21 protein-coding genes are annotated in these 18,825 nt (G+C 63.5%); 4 read left to right on the forward strand and 17 right to left on the reverse strand.

The window, feature by feature from the left end; translation table 11 throughout:
* Window positions 1-20: 20 nt before the first annotated feature.
* From flgG to flgB, 6 genes are all read right to left on the reverse strand, one after another.
* Window positions 21-803: a flagellar basal-body rod protein FlgG gene (gene flgG / locus VM94_RS25285; protein WP_034754070.1), complete on the reverse strand. Its 783-nt coding sequence runs from the start codon at window positions 801-803 to the stop codon at window positions 21-23.
* A 72-nt stretch (window positions 804-875) separates the two neighbouring features.
* Window positions 876-1,619: a flagellar basal body rod protein FlgF gene (locus VM94_RS25290; protein ID WP_046685936.1), complete on the reverse strand. Its 744-nt coding sequence runs from the start codon at window positions 1,617-1,619 to the stop codon at window positions 876-878.
* Window positions 1,620-1,679: 60 nt separating this feature from the next.
* Complete coding sequence (locus VM94_RS25295; protein WP_046685937.1) at window positions 1,680-3,227, reverse strand: flagellar hook protein FlgE; 1,548 nt, start codon at window positions 3,225-3,227, stop codon at window positions 1,680-1,682.
* Window positions 3,228-3,280: 53 nt separating this feature from the next.
* Window positions 3,281-3,976, reverse strand: a complete 696-nt coding sequence (locus VM94_RS25300; RefSeq protein WP_046685938.1) for a flagellar hook assembly protein FlgD — start codon at window positions 3,974-3,976, stop codon at window positions 3,281-3,283.
* Between the two features lie 15 nt (window positions 3,977-3,991).
* On the reverse strand, window positions 3,992-4,393 hold the full coding sequence (gene flgC, locus VM94_RS25305) for a flagellar basal body rod protein FlgC (RefSeq protein ID WP_034754081.1): 402 nt from the start codon (window positions 4,391-4,393) through the stop codon (window positions 3,992-3,994).
* Window positions 4,394-4,395: 2 nt separating this feature from the next.
* Window positions 4,396-4,848, reverse strand: coding sequence for a flagellar basal body rod protein FlgB (gene flgB / locus VM94_RS25310; RefSeq protein ID WP_046685939.1), 453 nt, complete (start codon window positions 4,846-4,848; stop codon window positions 4,396-4,398).
* Window positions 4,849-5,039: 191 nt separating this feature from the next.
* Here flgB and flgA point away from each other — a divergent pair, with 191 nt between their 5' ends.
* The 3 genes from flgA to VM94_RS25325 all read left to right on the forward strand — a co-directional run bounded on the left by flgA (window position 5,040) and on the right by VM94_RS25325 (window position 6,631).
* Window positions 5,040-5,735: a flagellar basal body P-ring formation chaperone FlgA gene (gene flgA, locus VM94_RS25315; protein WP_046685940.1), complete on the forward strand. Its 696-nt coding sequence runs from the start codon at window positions 5,040-5,042 to the stop codon at window positions 5,733-5,735.
* Between the two features lie 111 nt (window positions 5,736-5,846).
* On the forward strand, window positions 5,847-6,155 hold the full coding sequence (flgM, locus tag VM94_RS25320; RefSeq protein ID WP_034787161.1) for a flagellar biosynthesis anti-sigma factor FlgM: 309 nt from the start codon (window positions 5,847-5,849) through the stop codon (window positions 6,153-6,155).
* Window positions 6,156-6,163: 8 nt separating this feature from the next.
* A complete protein-coding gene (locus tag VM94_RS25325) occupies window positions 6,164-6,631 on the forward strand; it encodes a flagella synthesis protein FlgN (RefSeq protein WP_046685941.1) in 468 nt (155 codons plus the stop codon).
* Between the two features lie 18 nt (window positions 6,632-6,649).
* Here VM94_RS25325 and VM94_RS25330 read toward each other — a convergent pair whose 3' ends face one another.
* Window positions 6,650-7,183 (reverse strand): CPBP family glutamic-type intramembrane protease, encoded by a 534-nt coding sequence (locus VM94_RS25330; protein ID WP_160309320.1) that lies wholly within the window; start codon window positions 7,181-7,183, stop codon window positions 6,650-6,652.
* Between the two features lie 406 nt (window positions 7,184-7,589).
* On the opposite strand from VM94_RS25330, the gene VM94_RS27560 reads away from it, so the two are divergent.
* Window positions 7,590-8,153 (forward strand): FxDxF family PEP-CTERM protein, encoded by a 564-nt coding sequence (locus VM94_RS27560; RefSeq protein ID WP_052755940.1) that lies wholly within the window; start codon window positions 7,590-7,592, stop codon window positions 8,151-8,153.
* A 101-nt stretch (window positions 8,154-8,254) separates the two neighbouring features.
* Here the strand turns inward: VM94_RS27560 and VM94_RS25340 are convergent, their stop codons facing one another.
* The 10 genes from VM94_RS25340 to VM94_RS25385 form a co-directional block, all read right to left on the reverse strand.
* On the reverse strand, window positions 8,255-9,112 hold the full coding sequence (locus VM94_RS25340; protein WP_138829008.1) for a hypothetical protein: 858 nt from the start codon (window positions 9,110-9,112) through the stop codon (window positions 8,255-8,257).
* 72 nt (window positions 9,113-9,184) lie between these two features.
* Window positions 9,185-9,547, reverse strand: a complete 363-nt coding sequence (locus tag VM94_RS25345; RefSeq protein WP_046685944.1) for a translation initiation factor Sui1 — start codon at window positions 9,545-9,547, stop codon at window positions 9,185-9,187.
* A gap of 50 nt (window positions 9,548-9,597) precedes the next feature.
* The gene (gene motD / locus VM94_RS25350; RefSeq protein ID WP_046686263.1) at window positions 9,598-10,380 is read right to left on the reverse strand and encodes a flagellar motor protein MotD; all 783 of its coding nucleotides are present in this window, start codon (window positions 10,378-10,380) and stop codon (window positions 9,598-9,600) included.
* A 5-nt stretch (window positions 10,381-10,385) separates the two neighbouring features.
* Window positions 10,386-11,132 (reverse strand): flagellar motor protein, encoded by a 747-nt coding sequence (locus tag VM94_RS25355; RefSeq protein ID WP_046685945.1) that lies wholly within the window; start codon window positions 11,130-11,132, stop codon window positions 10,386-10,388.
* The gene (locus VM94_RS25360) at window positions 11,114-11,845 is read right to left on the reverse strand and encodes an RNA polymerase sigma factor FliA (RefSeq protein ID WP_010400804.1); all 732 of its coding nucleotides are present in this window, start codon (window positions 11,843-11,845) and stop codon (window positions 11,114-11,116) included. The genes VM94_RS25355 and VM94_RS25360 overlap by 19 nt, the downstream gene beginning before the upstream one ends.
* Before the next feature lie 45 nt (window positions 11,846-11,890).
* Entirely contained in the window at window positions 11,891-12,754 is an 864-nt protein-coding gene (locus VM94_RS25365; RefSeq protein ID WP_046686264.1) for a MinD/ParA family ATP-binding protein, read from the reverse strand.
* Complete coding sequence (gene flhF, locus VM94_RS25370) at window positions 12,747-14,075, reverse strand: flagellar biosynthesis protein FlhF (RefSeq protein WP_046685946.1); 1,329 nt, start codon at window positions 14,073-14,075, stop codon at window positions 12,747-12,749. The genes VM94_RS25365 and flhF overlap by 8 nt, the downstream gene beginning before the upstream one ends.
* A 304-nt stretch (window positions 14,076-14,379) precedes the next feature.
* Window positions 14,380-16,476 (reverse strand): flagellar biosynthesis protein FlhA, encoded by a 2,097-nt coding sequence (gene flhA, locus VM94_RS25375; RefSeq protein WP_046685947.1) that lies wholly within the window; start codon window positions 16,474-16,476, stop codon window positions 14,380-14,382.
* Window positions 16,473-17,666, reverse strand: coding sequence for a flagellar biosynthesis protein FlhB (flhB, locus tag VM94_RS25380; RefSeq protein WP_046685948.1), 1,194 nt, complete (start codon window positions 17,664-17,666; stop codon window positions 16,473-16,475). Before flhB ends, flhA begins: the two co-directional genes overlap by 4 nt.
* 139 nt (window positions 17,667-17,805) lie before the next feature.
* Window positions 17,806-18,804, reverse strand: coding sequence for a fumarylacetoacetate hydrolase family protein (locus VM94_RS25385; protein WP_046685949.1), 999 nt, complete (start codon window positions 18,802-18,804; stop codon window positions 17,806-17,808).
* Between the last annotated feature and the right edge of the window lie 21 nt (window positions 18,805-18,825).

The following is an 18,825-nucleotide window of genomic DNA, read 5'->3' on the forward strand; positions in this document are numbered from 1 at the left end:
TGGCATGACGACTATGAAAATTAAAGTTGCGACAATTTCTGCAGCATTTGATCGGATGTGGTGATGGCCTTGCTGTTGATCTCGTAGGCGCGCTGCGTCTGGATCATGTTGACCATTTCCTCGGCCACGTTGACGTTCGACGTCTCGATATAGCCCTGCATCAACACGCCGGCGCCGTTGGTGCCCGGGGTGTTGGTTTGCGCCACGCCGGAAGCGCCCGTTTCCATGTACAGGTTTTCTCCCTTCGATTCCAGGCCGGCGGGATTGACGAAAGTAGTCAATTGCAGCGAGCCGATCTGCGATGGCGCCACGGTGTCGGGCAAGGTGACGGACACGGTGCCGTCGCGCGCCACGGTCAGGCTCAGCGCATTGGTCGGCACGGTGATGGCGGGCTGGATGACGAAACCTTCGGAAGTGACGAGCTGGCCGTTGGCGTCCGTCTGGAACGAGCCGTCGCGCGTGTAGGCGGTGGCGCCGTCCGGCATCAGCACCTGGAAAAAGCCCGTGCCGTTGACCATCACGTCGCGCGAATTGCCCGATGCCTGGGGATTGCCCTGCGTATGGATGCGTTCGGTGGCCACGGTGCGTACGCCCGTGCCGATCTGCAAGCCCGATGGCAGCTGGGTCTGCTGCGACGATTGGGCGCCAGGCTGGCGCACATTTTGATACAGCAAGTCTTCAAACACGGCGCGCGACTTCTTGAAGCCCGTGGTGCTGACGTTAGCCAGGTTATTGGCGATCACGTCCATCTGCGTCTGCTGCGCTTCCAGGCCGGTCTTGGCAATCCAAAGGGAACGAATCATGATTTTTCTCCAATAACAGCGCTAACCAGCCCTGTAGACAATTTCTATGTGACCATTATGCGGGCACCCCCATCAATTCAAAGCGAGGATCTGGGTGGCTTTCGCCGCGTTATTCTCGGCATTCTTCAACAGGCTCATTTGCGTTTCGAACTGGCGCGCCAGGGCGATCATGCTGACCATGGAGTCGACGGGGCTGACATTGCTGCCTTCCAGCGCACCGGTGGTCAGCTTGACGGCCTGGTCGGCCTGCGCCACCGTGCCGTCTTTCAGGCGGAACAGGCCGTCGTCGCCGCGCACCAGTTGCTGCTCGGGCGGATTGACCAGCTTGATGCGTCCCAGCACCGTCGACGGGCCTGGCGGCACGTCCGTGGAAATCGTGCCCACCGTGCCGTCGCTGGCGATGGCCACCGTCACGCCGGGCGGAATGGCCATGGGCCCCGTATCGCCCTGCACCATCAGGCCCGACTGCGTTTGCAGCATGCCGTTTTCATTGAGTTTCAAGGCGCCGTTGCGCGTGTACGCTTCGGAACCGTCGGCTGACTGCACCGCGATCCAGCCCGCGTTTTCCACGGCCACGTCGAGCGCGCGGCCCGTGTGCTGCATCGGACCTTGCGTGAAATCGGAACCGACCGTCGAATCGACGACGAAGGCGCGCGTCGGCATCATGCCGTCGGCCACCACGGGCACGGCGCGGAACGAGTCGAGCTGGGCACGGAAACCCGTGCTGGTGGCGTTCGCCAGGTTGTTCGCCGTGGTCGCCTGCTTGTCGAGGATGTGCTTGGCGCCCGAGCCGGCGGTGTAGATGAGACGGTCCATGTGTTTTCTCCGTGCAAAACGAAAGCCGGGAGCAGTCCGAGAGGACGGCTCCCCTTACTCTTAACGCAGGTTGACGAGGGTCTGCAGGACCGAGTCCTGCGTCTTGATGGTTTGCGCATTCGCCTGGTAGGCGCGCTGGGCCGTAATCATGTTGACCAGTTCCGCCGTCAGATCGACGTTCGACACTTCCACCGACGAGGCGCGCAAATTGCCCAGGTTGCCCGTCTTCGGCTCGCCCGTGACGGGTTTGCCCGAGGCCGAGCTTTCCACCCAGGCGTTGTTGCCCAGCGGCTCCAGGCCGTTCGGGTTGACGAAGTTGCTCAACACCACTTGGCCCAGGCTGCGCGTCTTGCCATTGTTGTACTGGCCCTGGATGACGCCGTCGTCGCCCACGATGAATTGACTCAGCTGGCCCGCCTTGTAGCCGTCCGCTTCCGTTTTCTTTTCCGCCGTGGGGCTGCCCAGCTGGGTGGACTTGGTGAAATCGACCTGGAGCGACAGGGTCGCATTTGCGCCCGTGGCCGGGAAGATCGGCAAGTTGACGGTGACGGGCAGGGTTTGCGGCGGCGTCATGGCCAGCATGGCGGCCCGGTCCAGGCTGCCGACCGTGTTGAAAACCAGCGAACCGGTCTTGATGGCTGGCACATTGGTGACGGCGCGGACGGCCGCGTCGATCTGGTCGGGCGTGCGGCTCGAATTGATACCGTTCGGCACGGCACTGCCGTAGGTGGCGGCGATGGCGGCCAGCTGCGCCGGCGTGGCGCCCGCAGCGGCGGCGGCGGCGGAGACGGCGGCACCGACGGCATTGCCATAGGCGACGGCGGCGGTCGTCACATTGGCCGGCACCAGCGGCACGGCTGTGGCGGCGGCCTGGTAGGCGGCGCGCGCGGCCAGCGAGGCAGGGTCCGTCTGCAGGGCGGCCGCGGCCTTCATGCTGGTCACTTCCGTGCCGTCAACGGCCGAGTAGACATCCCAGGTGTTGGTGCCCGTCTTGACGTAGAAATTCGACATGATGTGCGAATTGCCCAGCGAATCGAAGACTTCGACGGGAAACTGCTTGCTGTACGACGTGTCTTCACCGATCTTGAACGGCACCGTGGTCGGCATGGGCGTATTCGAATTGAGGTTGACTTCCGTGCTGACCTTGGTCGTTGCCTGCGGTTTCATGTCCGACTGGTCGATCTGCAGGGGCACGATGGCGCCGGCGACGATCTTGCCGTTGGCGTCGGCCGGATAACCGGTCAGCTGCGCCAGCTGGGCGTTGACGATGAAGCCGCTCTTGTCGACCTGGAACTGGCCATTGCGCGAATACTGGATGGCGCCGTTGACGCTGGTACGGAAGAAGCCGCCGCCATTGATGGCGATATCGAGGGGATTCGACGACGATTCCAGGTTACCCTGGTTGAATTGCTGGGCGATTTGCGAGACCGACACGCCGATCCCCGCCTGGTTGCCGCCCACGCCATACAGCGAGTTGGCATAAATGTCGGCGAACTGGGCCTGCGACTGCTTGAAACCCACGGTCGACGAGTTGGCGATATTGTTGCCGATGACGTCCAGCGATTTGGCGGCGCCATTCAAGCCGCTCAGGCCTTGTTGGAAAGACATTGTGTTCTCCTGGTAGAAATTAGGGGTAGAGGTTCACGCTAAGGGGAAGCGGCTTACAGAATCTGTTTCACATCGGCCATGGTGATGCTGCCCACGCCCGGGACATTCAATTTCACGCCATTCGCACCCGTCGATACGCTGGCGACCGAACCGAACATCAGCGCCGTTGCATCCTTGAGCTGGACACCGCCCCGCGTGGCTTCCACCGTGAAGGTGTAGGCGCCGTCGGCCAGCACGACCGGCTTGCCATCCTTGTCGAGATCGGCGGTGGAACCATTCCAGCCCAGCGGCAAGGTGCCCGCCGCCTGTGCGCCCAGGTCGATGGAATGGACTTCCTTGCCAGCCTTGTAGATGACGACCCTGACCTTGTCGGCAGGCGTGGCCAGGTCCACGCCCAGCAGCGCGGCGCTCTTGCTCAGGTTGATGTCCTTACCCGCCGTCAACACACCATGGCCGATGATGTTGGCCGCCTGCATCGATTCGGCTTGCTGGTAGCTGGCCTTCAAGCTTTCCACGGTGGTATTGAGCTTGTTGACGCCCGTCACCGTGGACAGTTGCGCCAGCTGGCTGGTCAATTGCGCATTGTCCAGCGGATTCATCGGATCCTGGTTTTTCAGCTGGGTGACCAGCAGGGTGAGGAATTTGTTCGTCTCCGCTTCGACACTACCTGGCTCGGCCGTCGTCTTCTTCGGATTCATCGTCGCCATCAGGTCGGTGATTTTGGAGGTACTGGTATCGATGGTTGCCATAATGATCAGTCAGCCTTATTGGCCAATGGTGAGGGTTTTCAGGAGCAGCGACTTGGCCGCGTTCATGGTTTCCACATTGGTCTGGTACGAACGCGAGGCCGACAGCATGTTGACCATTTCATCAACGGTATTGACGTTGGGCATGGTGACGTAGCCCTTCTCGTCGGCCAGCGGATTCTTCGGGTCGTAGACCAGTTTCATCGGCGAAGGATCTTCGATCACCTTCTGCACCTTGACGGCCGTGGCGCCGTTGGCCATGGGCACGGCTTCGAACACCACCTGCTTGGCGCGGTAGGCTTCGCCCGTGGCGCTGGTGGCGCTGTCGGCATTGGCCAGGTTGCTGGCCACCGTGTTCAGGCGCTGCGCCTGGGCGCTCATGGCCGAACCGGAAACATTGAAGATATTAAATAACGACATGATTATTGTCCTCCCTGGATGGCCGTCAGCATGCCCTTGATCTGCGAATTGAGGAACGTCACGGCCGCCTCGTAGCGGATGGCGTTGTCGGCAAAGGCGTTGCGCTCGAGGTCCATGTCGACCGTATTGCCATCGACGGCGCCCTGGGCCGGCGCGCGGTACAGCAGCGGCGTGCCGTCGGCCAGGGTCTCGACCTTGCCGCCGCCGGTGGCGCCCGCAGCCGCGGCCACGCCCTTGCCCGGCAGATGCTGCGGCGCCGTGCCCTTCAGGGCCGGCGGCACGCCGTCCTTGCGCGCCATCGCGCCCTTCAGCGCGGCGGCGAAATCGACATCGCGCGCCTTGTAGTTGGGCGTGTCGGCATTGGCGATATTCGAGGCGAGCAATTCCTGGCGCGTCGAGCGCAGGCTCAGCGCCGTCTCGTTGAAGCGCATGTAATCGTCGAGTTTCCCTATCATGTCAGGCTCCGGAAAGATCTGCCACTGGCGCCCGAGATGGCGGAAGGATGGCGGTATAGTGATGACAGGAAACATAGTACGGTGCCCACCAGCAAGACCATCGCCGGATCAGACCGTACTTTTACCCCTTAATCGGCGCTTCGAACGGGGCCGCGCGCACTATCATGGCAGTATTCCAGAGGCCTATCACCATGAAAACACCGCTTGCTTTCCTCTTTGCTCTTGCCGCCCTGCCACTGCTGGCGCAGGCGCAAAACGCCGGCCGGCAAACGCCGGAAGCGCTGCGCAACAGCGTGGAACAATTCCTGCAAGTGCAAAGCAATGGCTTGCCCGGCAAGGTGACGATCACCGTCGGCGCCGTCGATCCGCGCCTGAACCTGGCCGCCTGCCCCGCGCCGCAAGCGTTCATGGCGCCGGGCGCGCGCGCCTGGGGCAAGACCACCGTGGGCGTGCGCTGCACGGCGCCCAGCAACTGGACTATTTATCTGCAGGCGAACGTGGCCGTCGTGGGCGATTACGTGGCCAGCGCCGTGCCGCTGGCGCAAGGACAAGCCATCGATGCCAGCCAACTGGTGACGATGCAGGGCGACCTGGCCGCATTGCCGGCAGGCATCGCCACCGACATGGCCCAGGTCGTGGGCGCCAGCACGAATATTTCCTTGCCACCCGGCACGCCGATGCGCCTCGACACCCTGCGCCGCAAGCCGGTGGTGATGCAGGGCCAGCTGGTACGTGTCGTTTCCAGTGGCAACGGTTTCCAAGTGGCATCAGAAGGACGCGCCATCGGCAGCGCCGGCGATGGCCAGACGGTACAGGTACGCACGCAGAGCGGCCAGCAGATCAGCGGCGTGGCGCGCGCGGGCGGCTTGGTGGAGGTCGCCTTTTAAACACGGATGGACAGCGATATTGTGGCCTGGCGCACTAAAGTTTCGGGAGAAGGTGCCGATAATGACACATATCCCGGAGTTTTTTGACTTCGACCAGACGAGGATCACGCTGTGAAAATTACCGATAACACCATTAAAAGCAATCCCGGCCTGCCGGTGGCGCCCGCGAGTACCTCCGGCGCCCGGAATGCCGAGAAAGCCCAGGCAACACCGACAACGTCGGACAATGTACGCCTGTCGCCGCAAGGACAGGCATTAGCGGCCAGTGCAACTGCCGGCAGCGGCGCCGTGTTCGACACGAAAAAAGTCGAACGCATCAAGCTGGCGATCGCCGACGGCCAGTTCCAGGTCAACTCAGAAAAAGTAGCGGACGGTCTCCTCGACACAGTCAAGGACTTGCTGCACTCACGAAATAGATAGGTTTCCTCATGCAATCAGTGACTCCGTTTTCCAGCCTGCGCGACGAGCAACAGCTCATGACCACATTGCTGGCATTGATGAAAGAAGAACAGCGGCATCTGGTTGCGGCTGACATCGATGCAATCACGGAGATCACGGCGCGCAAGACGGCGCTCGTCGGACAATTGAGCCAGCTGGCGGCGCAACGCCACCAGGCGCTGGCGGCAGCCGGCTTCACGGCAGCCGAAGCGGGCATGGAAGACTGGCTGGTCAGCGCCAGCGAAGCGGAAGCGGCGCCCCTGTGGAAAGCCCTGCTCGAGACGACGCGCGAAGCGAAGGAACAGAACCGGTTGAACAGCCTGCTGGTCAACAAGCACATGCTGCACACGCAAGGCGCCCTGAACGCCATGCGCCCTACTGCCCAAAGCGGCAATTTCTACGGCCCCAGCGGCCAACCGACGACGAACACGGCCAGCCGGCGCGTCGTGATCGGCTAAGTTTTCCCTCGGCGTTCACTAATCCAGACCAGGAAACAGCAGCGACAAGCACAGCAATAAGCCATTGCTGCACGCATGCGCCGTGGCCGCCGCTACATAGGCGGGCGCCACGCCCATGCTGCGCGCCGTCAGGTAGCTGGCCGCGAAGAAGCCGCCTGCAATAAAAGTCATGCTGGCGTGCAAAATGCCGGAGCCACCCATGACATGCAACAGGGAAAACAGTACCGCGCTGGCCAGCAGGCTGTATCCGGTACGCACCCTGTAGCGGCGCAACACTTCAAGCGGCAGCCACTGCCCGATGATCGTCTCGAACAGCGGCGCCCAGACGACGACCGTCCAGAATATCGTCGCCATGCCGGCGCCCTTCAGGGATGCCGAAGCGGAGCCGCCCAGTTGCTCCGGCGAAAACAGTGCCAGCGCTGCCAGCAGCATCAATATGCAAACGAGACAATTCACGGCGCCTGCGCACAAGCCCAGGCACATGGCGCCCCGCATGGGGCGCGCTGCCATACGCGCCCGCAGGGCAGCCAGGTTGACCGGCAGTTGCGGCATTGGCAAGTTCAGCGCTTTCAACATCCGAGTGTTGCTCCTCATGCGTATATTGCCCGCACGGGCAAATGTACGGCCATCATAGCCCGGCGCGGCAGTCACAAGCTACGCCAATTGTTGCAAGCCATGCACAGGCACGGGCGCGGCAGCCATCCCCTCAAGAACGCCGCACCCGGAAACAACAGCGGCATCCCTTCCAAGCCGCACCTTTGAGCGCGCTCAAACTTGAGGCAGATGATAACTATATGCTAATCCCTAGCGTACGCCGCACATCTCCAGGTGGGACTTTCCTCACCGACACGAACATCGTTTCCGCAGGCATAGCTAATCCATTTCACGCGTCCAGCCTGCGCTTTTGCGCTGCGCCATGACGCACGCCACTTCAATCGCAAGTACACAGGAGCATGATATGAACTCTCTCTCAGTAACCAAGGCTGGCGCGGCGCTGCTGCTCGGCTGCACCCTGCTGGCGCCAGCCGCGCAGGCCGAGACGCAAGCCGTGTTCTACAACCATCTCGTCTCGACCGCCGTGGTGGCCACGCCGCTGCTGGCGCAAGACACCTTGTTCGTCGACACCTTCACGACGGAGCGCGGCTCGCTGCTGCAAACGACCACGTTTACGGTCGGCGCCGGCGTGCAGTCGTTCACGGGCAACGCGGCCTGGCTGGTCACGGGCGCCAACGAATTCGGTCCCCGCCTGACTGGCGTCAACATTGACTTGTTCGACTCCAGCAATAACCTGGTGCAATCGGATACCTTTACCGGCGTGCTGGGCGCGTTTGCCCATTCCACATTCAACGGCCTGCTGGGACCTGGCACCTACACCCTGGTGGCAAGCGGCACCGGCGTGCGTGATTCCGTGCTGGACATTTCCATCACCACGGCCGTGCCCGAACCGGAAACCTATGCCATGCTGCTGGCGGGAATGGGCCTGATCGGCTATAGCATACGGCGCCGCAAGACGACTGCCTGAGCGGCATCCGGGCGCCTGCAAGTACTGCCGTCGCTGGTATACATGGGGCCGGCGCGGCGGCTCCATGCACGGGCCAGCCTATGCAGGGCGGGCCTGCGCACTCAACCGTGCGCGGGCCGGCCCGTATGCTGGCGAAATTTCGCGGCGATGCCATTCGCCTTGATGAGGGCGGCGGCCTGCTGCTCGGGCGTCAATTCGTTTTGCAGCCAATGCCAGTATTCATCCTGGTAAGGGTTTGTCGTCCCTGGCGTGAGGATATCGCTGTACACCATGCGCAGGGCCAGCAGGTAACCATACGCTTGCGGCGCGTCTTTCTGCACCACGTCGCCATCGCGCAGATACGCCATCATCAGGGTCGATACGCTGGTCAGTTCCGCCTCGTCCGCCTGCGCCGTCAGCTGGGCGATGGCTTGCCGCTTCCAGGCCTGCACCAGCGGATCGTCGGGACGGTTGCGCAGCGCGCTGCGGTCGCCGAACGGGCCTTCCGACAGGAACAGGGTGGCCGCGCCCGGCACGCCGCCCTGCGCGGCGGTGGCCAGATAGCCGAGGCGGTCCTCGCGCTGGCGCTGCGTCAGGCCTGCGCACAGCTGCTGCTGGGCGGTTTTTTCTTCCGCCGTCATCTCGCGTCCCAGCTCGAATTCCAGCCCCGGCAAGCGGCTTTCGCGCTGGAAGACGATGCAGTCGTCGATCAGGTTGTAGGCCGCATACGCGTCTTCCGGCTTGCTGCTGGCGGCCAGACGCGCAAGCTGCTGGGCCAGGGTCACGGGAACGGGCGCGGCATCGGCGGCGGGGGTGGCGTCGATATTCAAATACGACGCCAGGCTGCGTCCCGGCGGCGCGCTGGCGACAGCGGTGGCGGCAGTGTCCGGCGCGCCGCCATCGGGCGCGGGCCAGTACACGAGCGCCAGCACTGCCGCGATGGCAGCGGCGATGGCGATGCCGGTCAGTTTGCTATTCATGATGAGGTGGCGCATAAAGGAAATGCACGTTACCACAGGCGCACGGAACAGTGCCGCACGTACGCACCCCGCCTAGCCGCCAGCCTTTTTCGGCTGGTGGCCCAGTTTCACCAGCGCGGCCAGGATGGTGTCGACATGGTCGCCCTGCACTTCGATCACGCCATCCTTGACGGTGCCGCCCGAGCCGCACTGCGTGCGCAACTGCTTGCCCAGCAGGGCCAGCGCGATGGCGTCCAGCGCCAAGCCCTTCACGACGGTGACGCTCTTGCCGCCGCGGCCCTTGGTCTGGCGCGAGACGCGCACCACGCCGTCGCCCGCAGGCGCCGCCTTGGCTTGCGCCTTGCACGCGCATTGCGCCAGCGGCTGGCGGCAGGCGGGACACATGCGACCCGTTTCGGTGGAATAGACGAGACCGCCCTGGGAGCTGCTTTTCATGAGGAAGAGATAATAAGAGAGAAGGCCGCGATTGTACCAAGCGGCGGCGTTCAGTTGGCCGGTGTCGGCGCCACGGGCGCCGTCGGCACTTCCGTCACCGTTTCCGGGATGCCAGAGAGAATCGTCACGGCGACCCGGCGGTTGCGCGCGCGCCCTTCCGCCGTTTCATTGGGCGCCACGGGGATGTTGTCAGCGTGGCCGACGGCCGTCAGGCGCGACGCCTTGACGCCGCTGGCGATGAACAGGCGCACCACGGCGCTGGCGCGCGCGGCCGACAATTCCCAGTTCGAGGCAAAGTTCGAATTGCTGATCGGCTGCACGTCCGTATGCCCTTCCACCTGCACGTCGTGCGTATCGTCCTTGAGCAGCACGGCGACGGCGCGCAGGGCCTGGTCCGACTCCGCCGTCAGGCGCGCCGCGCCGGGGTCGAACAGCACGCTGGCATTGATTTCCACGCTCACGCCGCGGCTCGTCTGCGTGACCCGCACCTTGCCTTCCTTGACCAGCGGCGCCAGGGTGGACGTGAGGTCCTGCGCCAGGCGCGTCATGTGTTCACGCTCGCGGCGGATGGCTTCCGTGCGGCGTTTCAGGGCGGGATTCGGCAGCGGGATCGCTTGCGGCGCTTCCATGATGATGGGCGGCGCGCCCTTTTCCAGGCTGAAGGCCTGGCCGATGGCGTTCTGGAAGACGCGGTACTTGCCTTCGTTGACTTGCGAAATCGCGTACATCACAACAAAGAAGGCGAACAACAAGGTGATGAAGTCGGCGTACGAGATCAGCCAGCGGTCCTGGTTGTCCGGTTCCTCGTCATACTTCCTGCGCGCGCGCCGCATCATGGTCAGTGCTCGTGCAGCAGGCTCGACACGCGCTCTTCGATGATGCGCGTATGGTCGCCCGTGGCGATGTCGTACAGCACGGCGGCCGTGATTTCGTACTGCAGCACGCGGCGCGAGACGATGGCCTTGAGTTTATTCGCCACCGGCAGGAACAGCAAGTTGGCCAGGCCCACGCCGTAGATGGTCGAGACAAACGCCACGGCGATGCCGCTGCCTAATTTACTTGGGTCGGTGAGGTTTTCCATCACGTGGATCAGGCCCAGCACGGCGCCCAGGATGCCGATGGTGGGCGAATAGCCGGCCGCCGACTCCCATACCTTGACGGCCTGGCGCTCGGCCATCTCATAGGCGGAGATTTCCACGTCGAGCAGCTGGCGCAGCTTGTCCGGCGCGATGCCGTCGACGATCATGCGCAAGCCCTTGGCGTTGAAGCGGTCGGCCGTGTTTTCCATCAGACGCTCGAGCGCCAGCGGGCCATCGCGGCGCGCCGTCAGGCTCCATTGCCCGATGTCGCGCGCCAGCGCGGCACGCGTATCGGCTGGCGGCAGGAAGACCCAGCGCAGCATTTCCAGGCCGCGCACGAAAGTGCGCAGCCGCGTTTGCAGCAGCACGGCGCCGAAAGTGCCGATGATGACGATGGCAAAGGCGGCCGGCTGCAGCAGGGAGGCCATCTTGCCGCCTTCCAGTGCCTGGCCGACCAAGAGGCCTGCCAGCGCCAGCGCCAGCCCGATTACGCTGGACCAGTCCACGCCTGCTCCCTCAAAGTTGCGCGCAGGCGCGCGACGGCCTGGGTATGCAGCTGCGAGACGCGCGATTCGGATACGCCCATCACCGCGCCGATCTCCTTCAGGTTCAGCTCTTCTTCGTAATACAGGCCCATGAGTATTTTCTCGCGTGGTGGCAGCGCGTCGATGGCATCGATCACGGATTGCCGGAAATCGGTATCGAGCAGGGAACGCAAGGGGTCGCTGTCCTCGTCCACGCAGTGGCGGTCGAGGAAGCTGTCATTGCCGTCCGGGTCATGAAAGTCTTCGTAGTACACGAGCTGGTGGCCGCCGCCGTCGCCCAGCATTTCCTGGTAGTCGGCCAGCGACATTTTCAGCAGTTTCGCCACTTCCGACTCCGTCGGCGGATGGCCGAGACGCTGCTGCAAGGTGCTCATCGCCTCTTCGATCTTGCGCATGTTCTGGCGCATGCTGCGCGGCAACCAGTCGCTGGTGCGTAATTCGTCGAGCATGGCGCCGCGGATGCGCAGCACGGCATACGTCTCGAACTGCGCGCCATGCGTCTCTTCATAGCGGCTGATGGCATCGAGCAGGCCGATCATGCCGGCCTGGATCAGGTCATCGACCTCGACCGAAGGCGGCAATTTCGCCTTCATATGGTGCGCCAGACGCTTTACCAGCGGAATGTGCTCCGTCAGCAAATAGTCCTTGTTCGATTTCCCTTTGACCGTGTACATAGGCTGCTTATTGTTTTCTCATCTTATCTGGTGCTACGGTTGGCTTCAGGCGCTGAACTGGTGGGCGCTCCCCGTCTGGTACAAGGTGCCGCCAAGCACGGGCGCCGCCGAACGGGCCAGCCGCTCGGCCAGTCCGCGAAACGCCACCGAGGCGCCGGCCAGCGGAAACGCATCGACCACGCTGCGGCCCAGCCGCGCCGCGCGGTGCAGATACTCATCGGCTGGCACCGACCCCATCGACGTCAGCTTCACGGCCAGGTAGCGGCTCGCCGCCTGCGCCATATTATCGTATACCACTTTTGCCTCGGATTCGGAAGCGCCGGTGACGAGAATGCCGAACGGACGGCGTCCCAGTTCCTGGCTCAGGCGCTTGATCAGGCAGTACGCCGCCTTGATCGAGGTGGCGCTGGTGGAGACTTGCACAACGATATCGGACGACGCCATCAAGGGCACGGGGAAACAGGCGCCCTCTTCTGCCACGACGCCGTCGACCAGCACGATGCCGCTCTGGCGCGCCAGCACGTCGAAGGTCTTGCCCAGGCGGCGCAGTTCGTCCTCGCCCGCATAGTCCATGCTGTCCATCAAATGATTGCGCGCGCCCAGGCTGGCCACGCCGAAGCCTTGCGGCACCTGGTGGATGACCTGGTTCAAGCCGCACTGCTGGCGCGCCACGTCGCGCAGGCTGGCGCCGTGCGCCAGTCCCAGGCGCGCAGCCACGCCATCGCTGCCGCCGCTGGCGTCGAGCAGCAGCACGTCATTGCCGCCGTAGACGAGCGAGGCGCCCAGGTTGACCAGCATGGCGCCCTTGTCGTCCTGCGGCGTGGCCGACAGGAACGTCATGACGCGCGGCTGCGGACCGGCCAGCATGCGGCGCAAGCCTTCGGCCTGGTCGAAATCGAAATTAGCCAAGGTGCACCCCGCGCGCTTCATTGTTGCGGGCGGCTGCCTGCGCCATCAGCAGCGGCAGTTCGGCATCGGAAAACTGCGTGGCCACCGAGTCGCGCTTGAGCTTGAAGGCGCGGTCGATCAGGTAGCCGCGGTCGGCCAGGTACAGGTCTTCCGGCACGCGCTGGCCGTTCGACACGTAGAACAGGTTCAGTTTCTGGCGGATCACCACGTCGAGCACGTTGCCGATCGAGGCCGCTTCATCGAGCTTGGTCATGATGCAGCCGGCCAGGCCGCTGCCTTGATACGCGCGCACCACTTCGTTGAGGGTTTCCTGGGTCGCCGTGGAGTTCAGGCACAGCAGGCGTTTCACGTCGGCGCCGGCGCCCGACAGCATGGCCACCTGTTCCGTCACCATCTGGTCACGCTGGCTCACGCCCACCGTATCGATCAGCACCGTGTGCTTGTTCTTCAATTCTTTCAGGGCGATGCGCAAGTCCGCTTCATCCTTCACGGAATGCACCATCACGCCAAGGATCTTGCCGTAAATGCGCAACTGTTCATGCGCACCGATACGATAGGCGTCCGTGGTGATCAGGGCCAGCTTTTCCGGGCCGTGGCGCATCACGCAGCGGGCCGCCAGCTTGGCCGTGCTGGTGGTCTTGCCGACGCCGGTCGGGCCGACCAGGGCGAACACGCCGCCCTGCTCGAGCATGGCGTCTTCATTGGCGACCGTGTTCAGGTTGCGGCTCAGGACAGTCTTGATCCAGCGCATGCTTTGCGCGCCGTCCAGGCCGGCGGGCAGCTTGTCGATCAGGTAGCGCGCCAGGCTGGCGGAAAAACCGGCGGCCAGCATTTCGCGCAGCACGACGGCTTTTTGCGGCTCGCGTTGCTGCGTCGAACCCCACGAGATTTCCGCCAGCTGGGTTTCCATCATGCCGCGCATGGCGCGGATTTCATTCATCATGCCGCTCATCTCGGCGGCAGCGTTCTCTTTGACGTGCGCCAGCGCGCTGGCCATCATCTGCTGCATGCGGGCCATGTCCACTGGCTCGGAGGCAGCCTGGCGCGGCGCGGCAGGACGTGGCGCGGCCGGGCGCTGGGCCGGGGCGGCCGGACGCTGCGGCGTGGCGAACTGGGTCTGCAACTGGGGCCGGGGCTGGGCCATTTCGGACGCGGCCGGCGGCGAAGCGAGCGAAGCGGCATCGTCATTGGCCAGCGCGAGGATTTCCACCACGCCGTCGGCCTGGCGGTTCGACAGGATCACGGCATCGGGGCCCAGCGCTTCGCGCACCTTGCGCAGCGCATCGCGCGACGAGGCGCCCGTAAATTTCTTCACATTCATGACCGGCCTCCCAAGGCGGGGGTGGCGCAATATTGGCTGAACTGTGTGACCATCATCGACTCCTGTTGCTTGAGTGCTGTCTTCCACATGGACACAGATCACTCGGACAGTTTCCATTATTAGCGATGCTTGCAGGAAACGATCGAAGGAACAGGACGGGAAAGTACCCGTTATTCAGTTTGCCGGGAGGAAATTGATGCTTTTTTGACCAAAAGCAACTGCTGGGGTCAGACCCCCTCGCACGTTGGCGATGACCTTCGTGTTGGCGGTGTTGAGGGTCTGACCCCGGCATTAACCATGTCAACTACTGCGCGCCCACCAGTGCCGTGACGCGGATCGTCTTGGTTTCCGGCACTTCCGCATGCGACAGCACCTTGAGTTGCGGCAAGGCGCGGCGCAGGAAGCGCGACAACAGGGCGCGCAGCGGCGCCGGTACCAGCAGCACCGGCGTCAGGCCCAGCGCTTCCTGCTGCTGCGCAGCCAGGCCTGCCTGGTGCGCGATGGTGTCGGCCAGGCCAGGCTCGATGCCGGCGCCGTCGCCGCCATTGCCCATCGCTTGCATCAGCAAACGTTCGAGGCGGCTGTCGAGCGTCATCACGGACAGTTCGGCCGCGCCGGGGAACAGTTGCTGCACGATGGCGCGGCCCAGGGCCACGCGCACCAGCGCCGTCAGCTCGTTCGGGTCTTGCGTGTTAACCGTGTGCTCGGCCAGGGTTTCGATGATGGTGCGCATGTCGCGGATGTGCACGCCCTCGGCCAGCAGGTTCTGCAGCACTTTTTGCAGGGTCGACAGCGACAGCATCTTCGGCACCAGGTCTTCCACCAGGCGCGGCGCATCCTTGCCCAGGTGGTCGAGCAGCGACTGCACTTCCGCGCGGCCCAGCAGCTCCGACGCATGCGAAGTGATCAGGTGGTTCAAGTGCGTGGCCACCACGGTGCCCGCATCGACGACCGTATAGCCCATCGATTGCGCCTGGTCGCGCAAGCTGGCGTCGATCCACGTGGCGGGCAAGCCGAAGGCGGGGTCGTTCGTGGCCAGGCCCGGCAAGGTGCCGCTGGCCATGCCGGGATTAATCGCCAGGAACTGGCCGTTGAACGCTTCGCCCACGCCCACTTCCACGCCCTTCAAGGTGATGCGGTAGGCGGACGGCTTGAGTTCCAGGTTGTCGCGGATATGCACGGGCGGCGCCAGGAAACCCACTTCCTGGGCGAACTTCTTGCGGATGCCCTTGATACGCTTTAGCAATTCGCCGCCTTGCGTCTTGTCGACCAGGGGGATCAAGCGGTAGCCCACTTCCAGGCCCAGGGTATCGACGGGCATGATGTCTTGCCAGCTGGCTTCTTCCTGCTCGGGCGCCACGGTTGCTTGCGGCGCTTCGGCCGGCTTTTCGGCCGCCTCTTTTTCCTGCGTGCGCTTCTTGCTGATCAAATAGGCGGAGCCGGCCAGTAGCGAGGCCAGCAGGATGAAGACCATGTTCGGCATGCCGGGGATCAGGCCCATGCCGCCGATGATGCCGGCGGTAATATACAGCACTTGCGGTTTCGCAAACAATTGCCCCACCAGCTGGGTGCCGATGTCCTGTTCGCTGGCCACGCGCGAGACGACGATACCGGCCGCCGTGGAAATGATCAGCGAAGGAATCTGCGCCACCAGGCCGTCACCGATGGCCAGCAAGGTGTAGTTCTTCAGGGCGTCGGCAAAGCCCATGTCGTGCTGCAACAAACCCACCAGCAAGCCGCCGACGATATTGATGACGGTGACCATGATGCCGGCGATGGCGTCGCCGCGCACGTATTTGCTGGCACCGTCCATGGCGCCATAGAATTCCGCTTCCTGCGCCACTTCCGTGCGGCGGCGGCGCGCTTCGTCTTCGCCGATCAGGCCGGCGTTCAGGTCGGCATCGATGGCCATCTGTTTACCAGGCATGGCGTCCAGCGCGAAGCGGGCGCCCACCTCGGCGATACGGCCCGCACCCTTCGTCACGACGGTAAAGTTGATGATCGTCAAAATAATGAAGACCACGATACCGACCGTGTAATTGCCGCCAATCAGGAAGTGACCGAACGCTTCAATCACTTTACCGGCCGCATCGGCGCCCGTATGGCCTTCCGTCAGCACCACGCGCGTGGACGCCACGTTCAGCGACAGGCGCAGCATGGTCGACACGAGCAGGATGGTCGGGAACGCCATGAAGTCGAGCGGCTTGACCGTGTACAGCGCCGTCAGCAGCACGATGATCGATAGCGCGATATTGAAGCTGAAGAAGATGTCGAGGATGAAGGCGGGCAGCGGCAGCACCATCATCGCCAGCAGCATGATGATGATGACCGGCGCGGCGATACCCTTGCTGGCGTTGCCTTTCAATCCGCTGAGCCAGGCTGGCATGGTCAGGCCGTTCATGGTGTGCTTCCTTTATTCTTGTCTGCCGCGTCTGCCGCGGGTTTGGTCTGCGATGCGGGGTCGAGCGGATCGAGCTCCGGCGGCACGTCGAGTTTTTTCGGCTTGTCCGGGCGCTGGCCTTGGCCGCTGCCATAGCTGCGCAGCTGGAACACATAGGCCAGCACTTCGGCCACGGCGCCATACAGCGCCTCGGGAATCTCGTCGCCGATGTCCGTATGTTTGTACAGCGCGCGCGCCAGGGCCGGCGCTTCCAGGATGGCGACCTTGTGTTCACCGGCCAGTTCGCGGATCTTCGCCGCCACCTCGTCGATGCCCTTGGCCACCACCTGCGGCGCGCCGCGCGAATTCTCGCCATACTTCAAGGCCACGGCGTAGTGGGTAGGATTGGTCACCACCACGTCGGCCGTCGGCACGTCGGCCATCATGCGGCGGCGCGACATTTCATGCTGCATCTGGCGAATCTTCGCCTTGATCTGCGGATTGCCGTCCGACTCCTTCGACTCTTGCTTGACTTCCTGCAAGGTCATTTTCATCTTGTTGGCGTAGTGCCACATCTGGTACGGACCGTCGATGGCGGCGATCAAACCCAGCGCGCCGACGATCAGCAAAAAGGCCGTGATCAGCAGGCTGATCAAATGGGCAGAACCGGCGCGCAGCGATTCCACCGACAGGCCCAGCACGGCGTCCTTTTGATGCTGCATCACCATCCAGGCGACGACGCCGACGACGAGGGTCTTGGCGATGGCCTTGAGCAGCTCCACCAGCGCATTCTTCGAAAACATATTGCCCAGGCCGCGAATCGGGTTGAGCTTGCCAAAATTGGGGGTAAACGCCTTGGAACTGAACAACCAGCCGCCCACCAGCACGGGCGAGGCCAGGGCGACGAGCATGATGGCCGCAGCGTACGGCAGGCAAGTCAGCAAGACCGAACCGACGTCGTAGCCGATGCGCAGCATCATCGCGTCGGGATTGAGGATTTGCTCGCGGTCCAGGGTCAGCCCGGAAACCATGACGGCCGTCAGCCGCCGCACGATGGCGTCGCCGGCAAACCACAGGCAGCAGCCGGACGCCATCAACACCGTAAACGTGGCCACTTCACGCGATCGCGGAACGTCGCCTTCCTCACGCGCCTGCTCGAGGCGCTTCGGTGACGCGGCTTCGGTCTTTTCTGCGTCGCTGTCTTCCGACATCAATCAACTCCGGTGAAGTCCTGCAGCCTGGCTAGGCGCAATACGGACTGGGCATGGAGCATTATCGGTACAAGTTCGTGCACGCCATCGGCGGAACAGGGGGGCAAATCCCCTGTATTTCCTTTGCTCCTCAGAAACCTTAGCGCGACTTCCTGGCTTCCGCCTGCTTCACGGTCTGCTCGATCGCACCAAACAGCGATTTGCCGTCATCACCCAACATTTCCAATCGAACAACATCACCAAACAGCAGATACGGTGTGCTGGCGACGCCATCGGCGATGATCTCCTGGTTACGTCGCTCAACGATGCTGGAAAACCCCTTCTTGACTTCCTTGTTGGCGACGCCGCCCGCGCTGACCACGCTGCCGGCGCGCGCGTTGCGCGTCTGGCACAGATGGGCGAGCAATTGCGGGTAATTGAACGCCATGTCGGCGCCCGCGTGGGGCTGGCCCGTCAATTTGCCGTTCAGGCTACAGCGCAGCGCGTAATGCACCTTGCCTCCGCGCCAAGCGTCGCCCAGTTCATCGGGCGTGATGGCGACAGGCGAACAGGCCATGGCCGGCTTCGCTTGCAGGAAGCCGTAGCCGCTGGCCTGCTCGTCGGGCGCCAGGTTGCGCAAGGTGATGTCGTTGACCAGCATCAACAGCTTGATGTTCAGGTGCGCCTGGTCCGGCGTCGAGCCCATGGCCACATCGTCCGTGATGGCGGCGATGCCGGCCTCGTAATCGATGCCCCACTGCTCGTGCGCCAGGGTGATGTCATCGTGGGCGCCAAGGAAATCATCGCTGCCCCCCTGATACATCCTTGGCGCATCGCGCAGATTGCCCGGCGCTTCAACGCCTGCGGCCTTGCAGGCCCGCTCGATCTGTTGCAGATAAGAAGCGCCGGCCACGCGCAGGCTGCTGCGCGGCAAGGGAGCCATGCAGTTGGCCGGGTCGAACTCGAAGGCGCGGTGGCCGCGGCCGCTGTTGATGGTCTGGTACAGCAAATCCAGCTGGGGCGCGATGAAGCTCCAGTCGTCGAGCGCCTTTTGCAGGGTCGAGGCGATGCCATCGGCCAGGTGGGCCGTTTTCAGGTCGCGCGAGACGACAGCCAGCTGGCCATCGCGCGTGCCGTCGTTCAGGGTAGCTAATTTCATGTGCGGGAAACTTCGTCAAAT

Source organism: Janthinobacterium sp. KBS0711, assembly GCF_000988085.1.
Taxonomy (GTDB): domain Bacteria; phylum Pseudomonadota; class Gammaproteobacteria; order Burkholderiales; family Burkholderiaceae_D; genus Janthinobacterium; species Janthinobacterium lividum_E.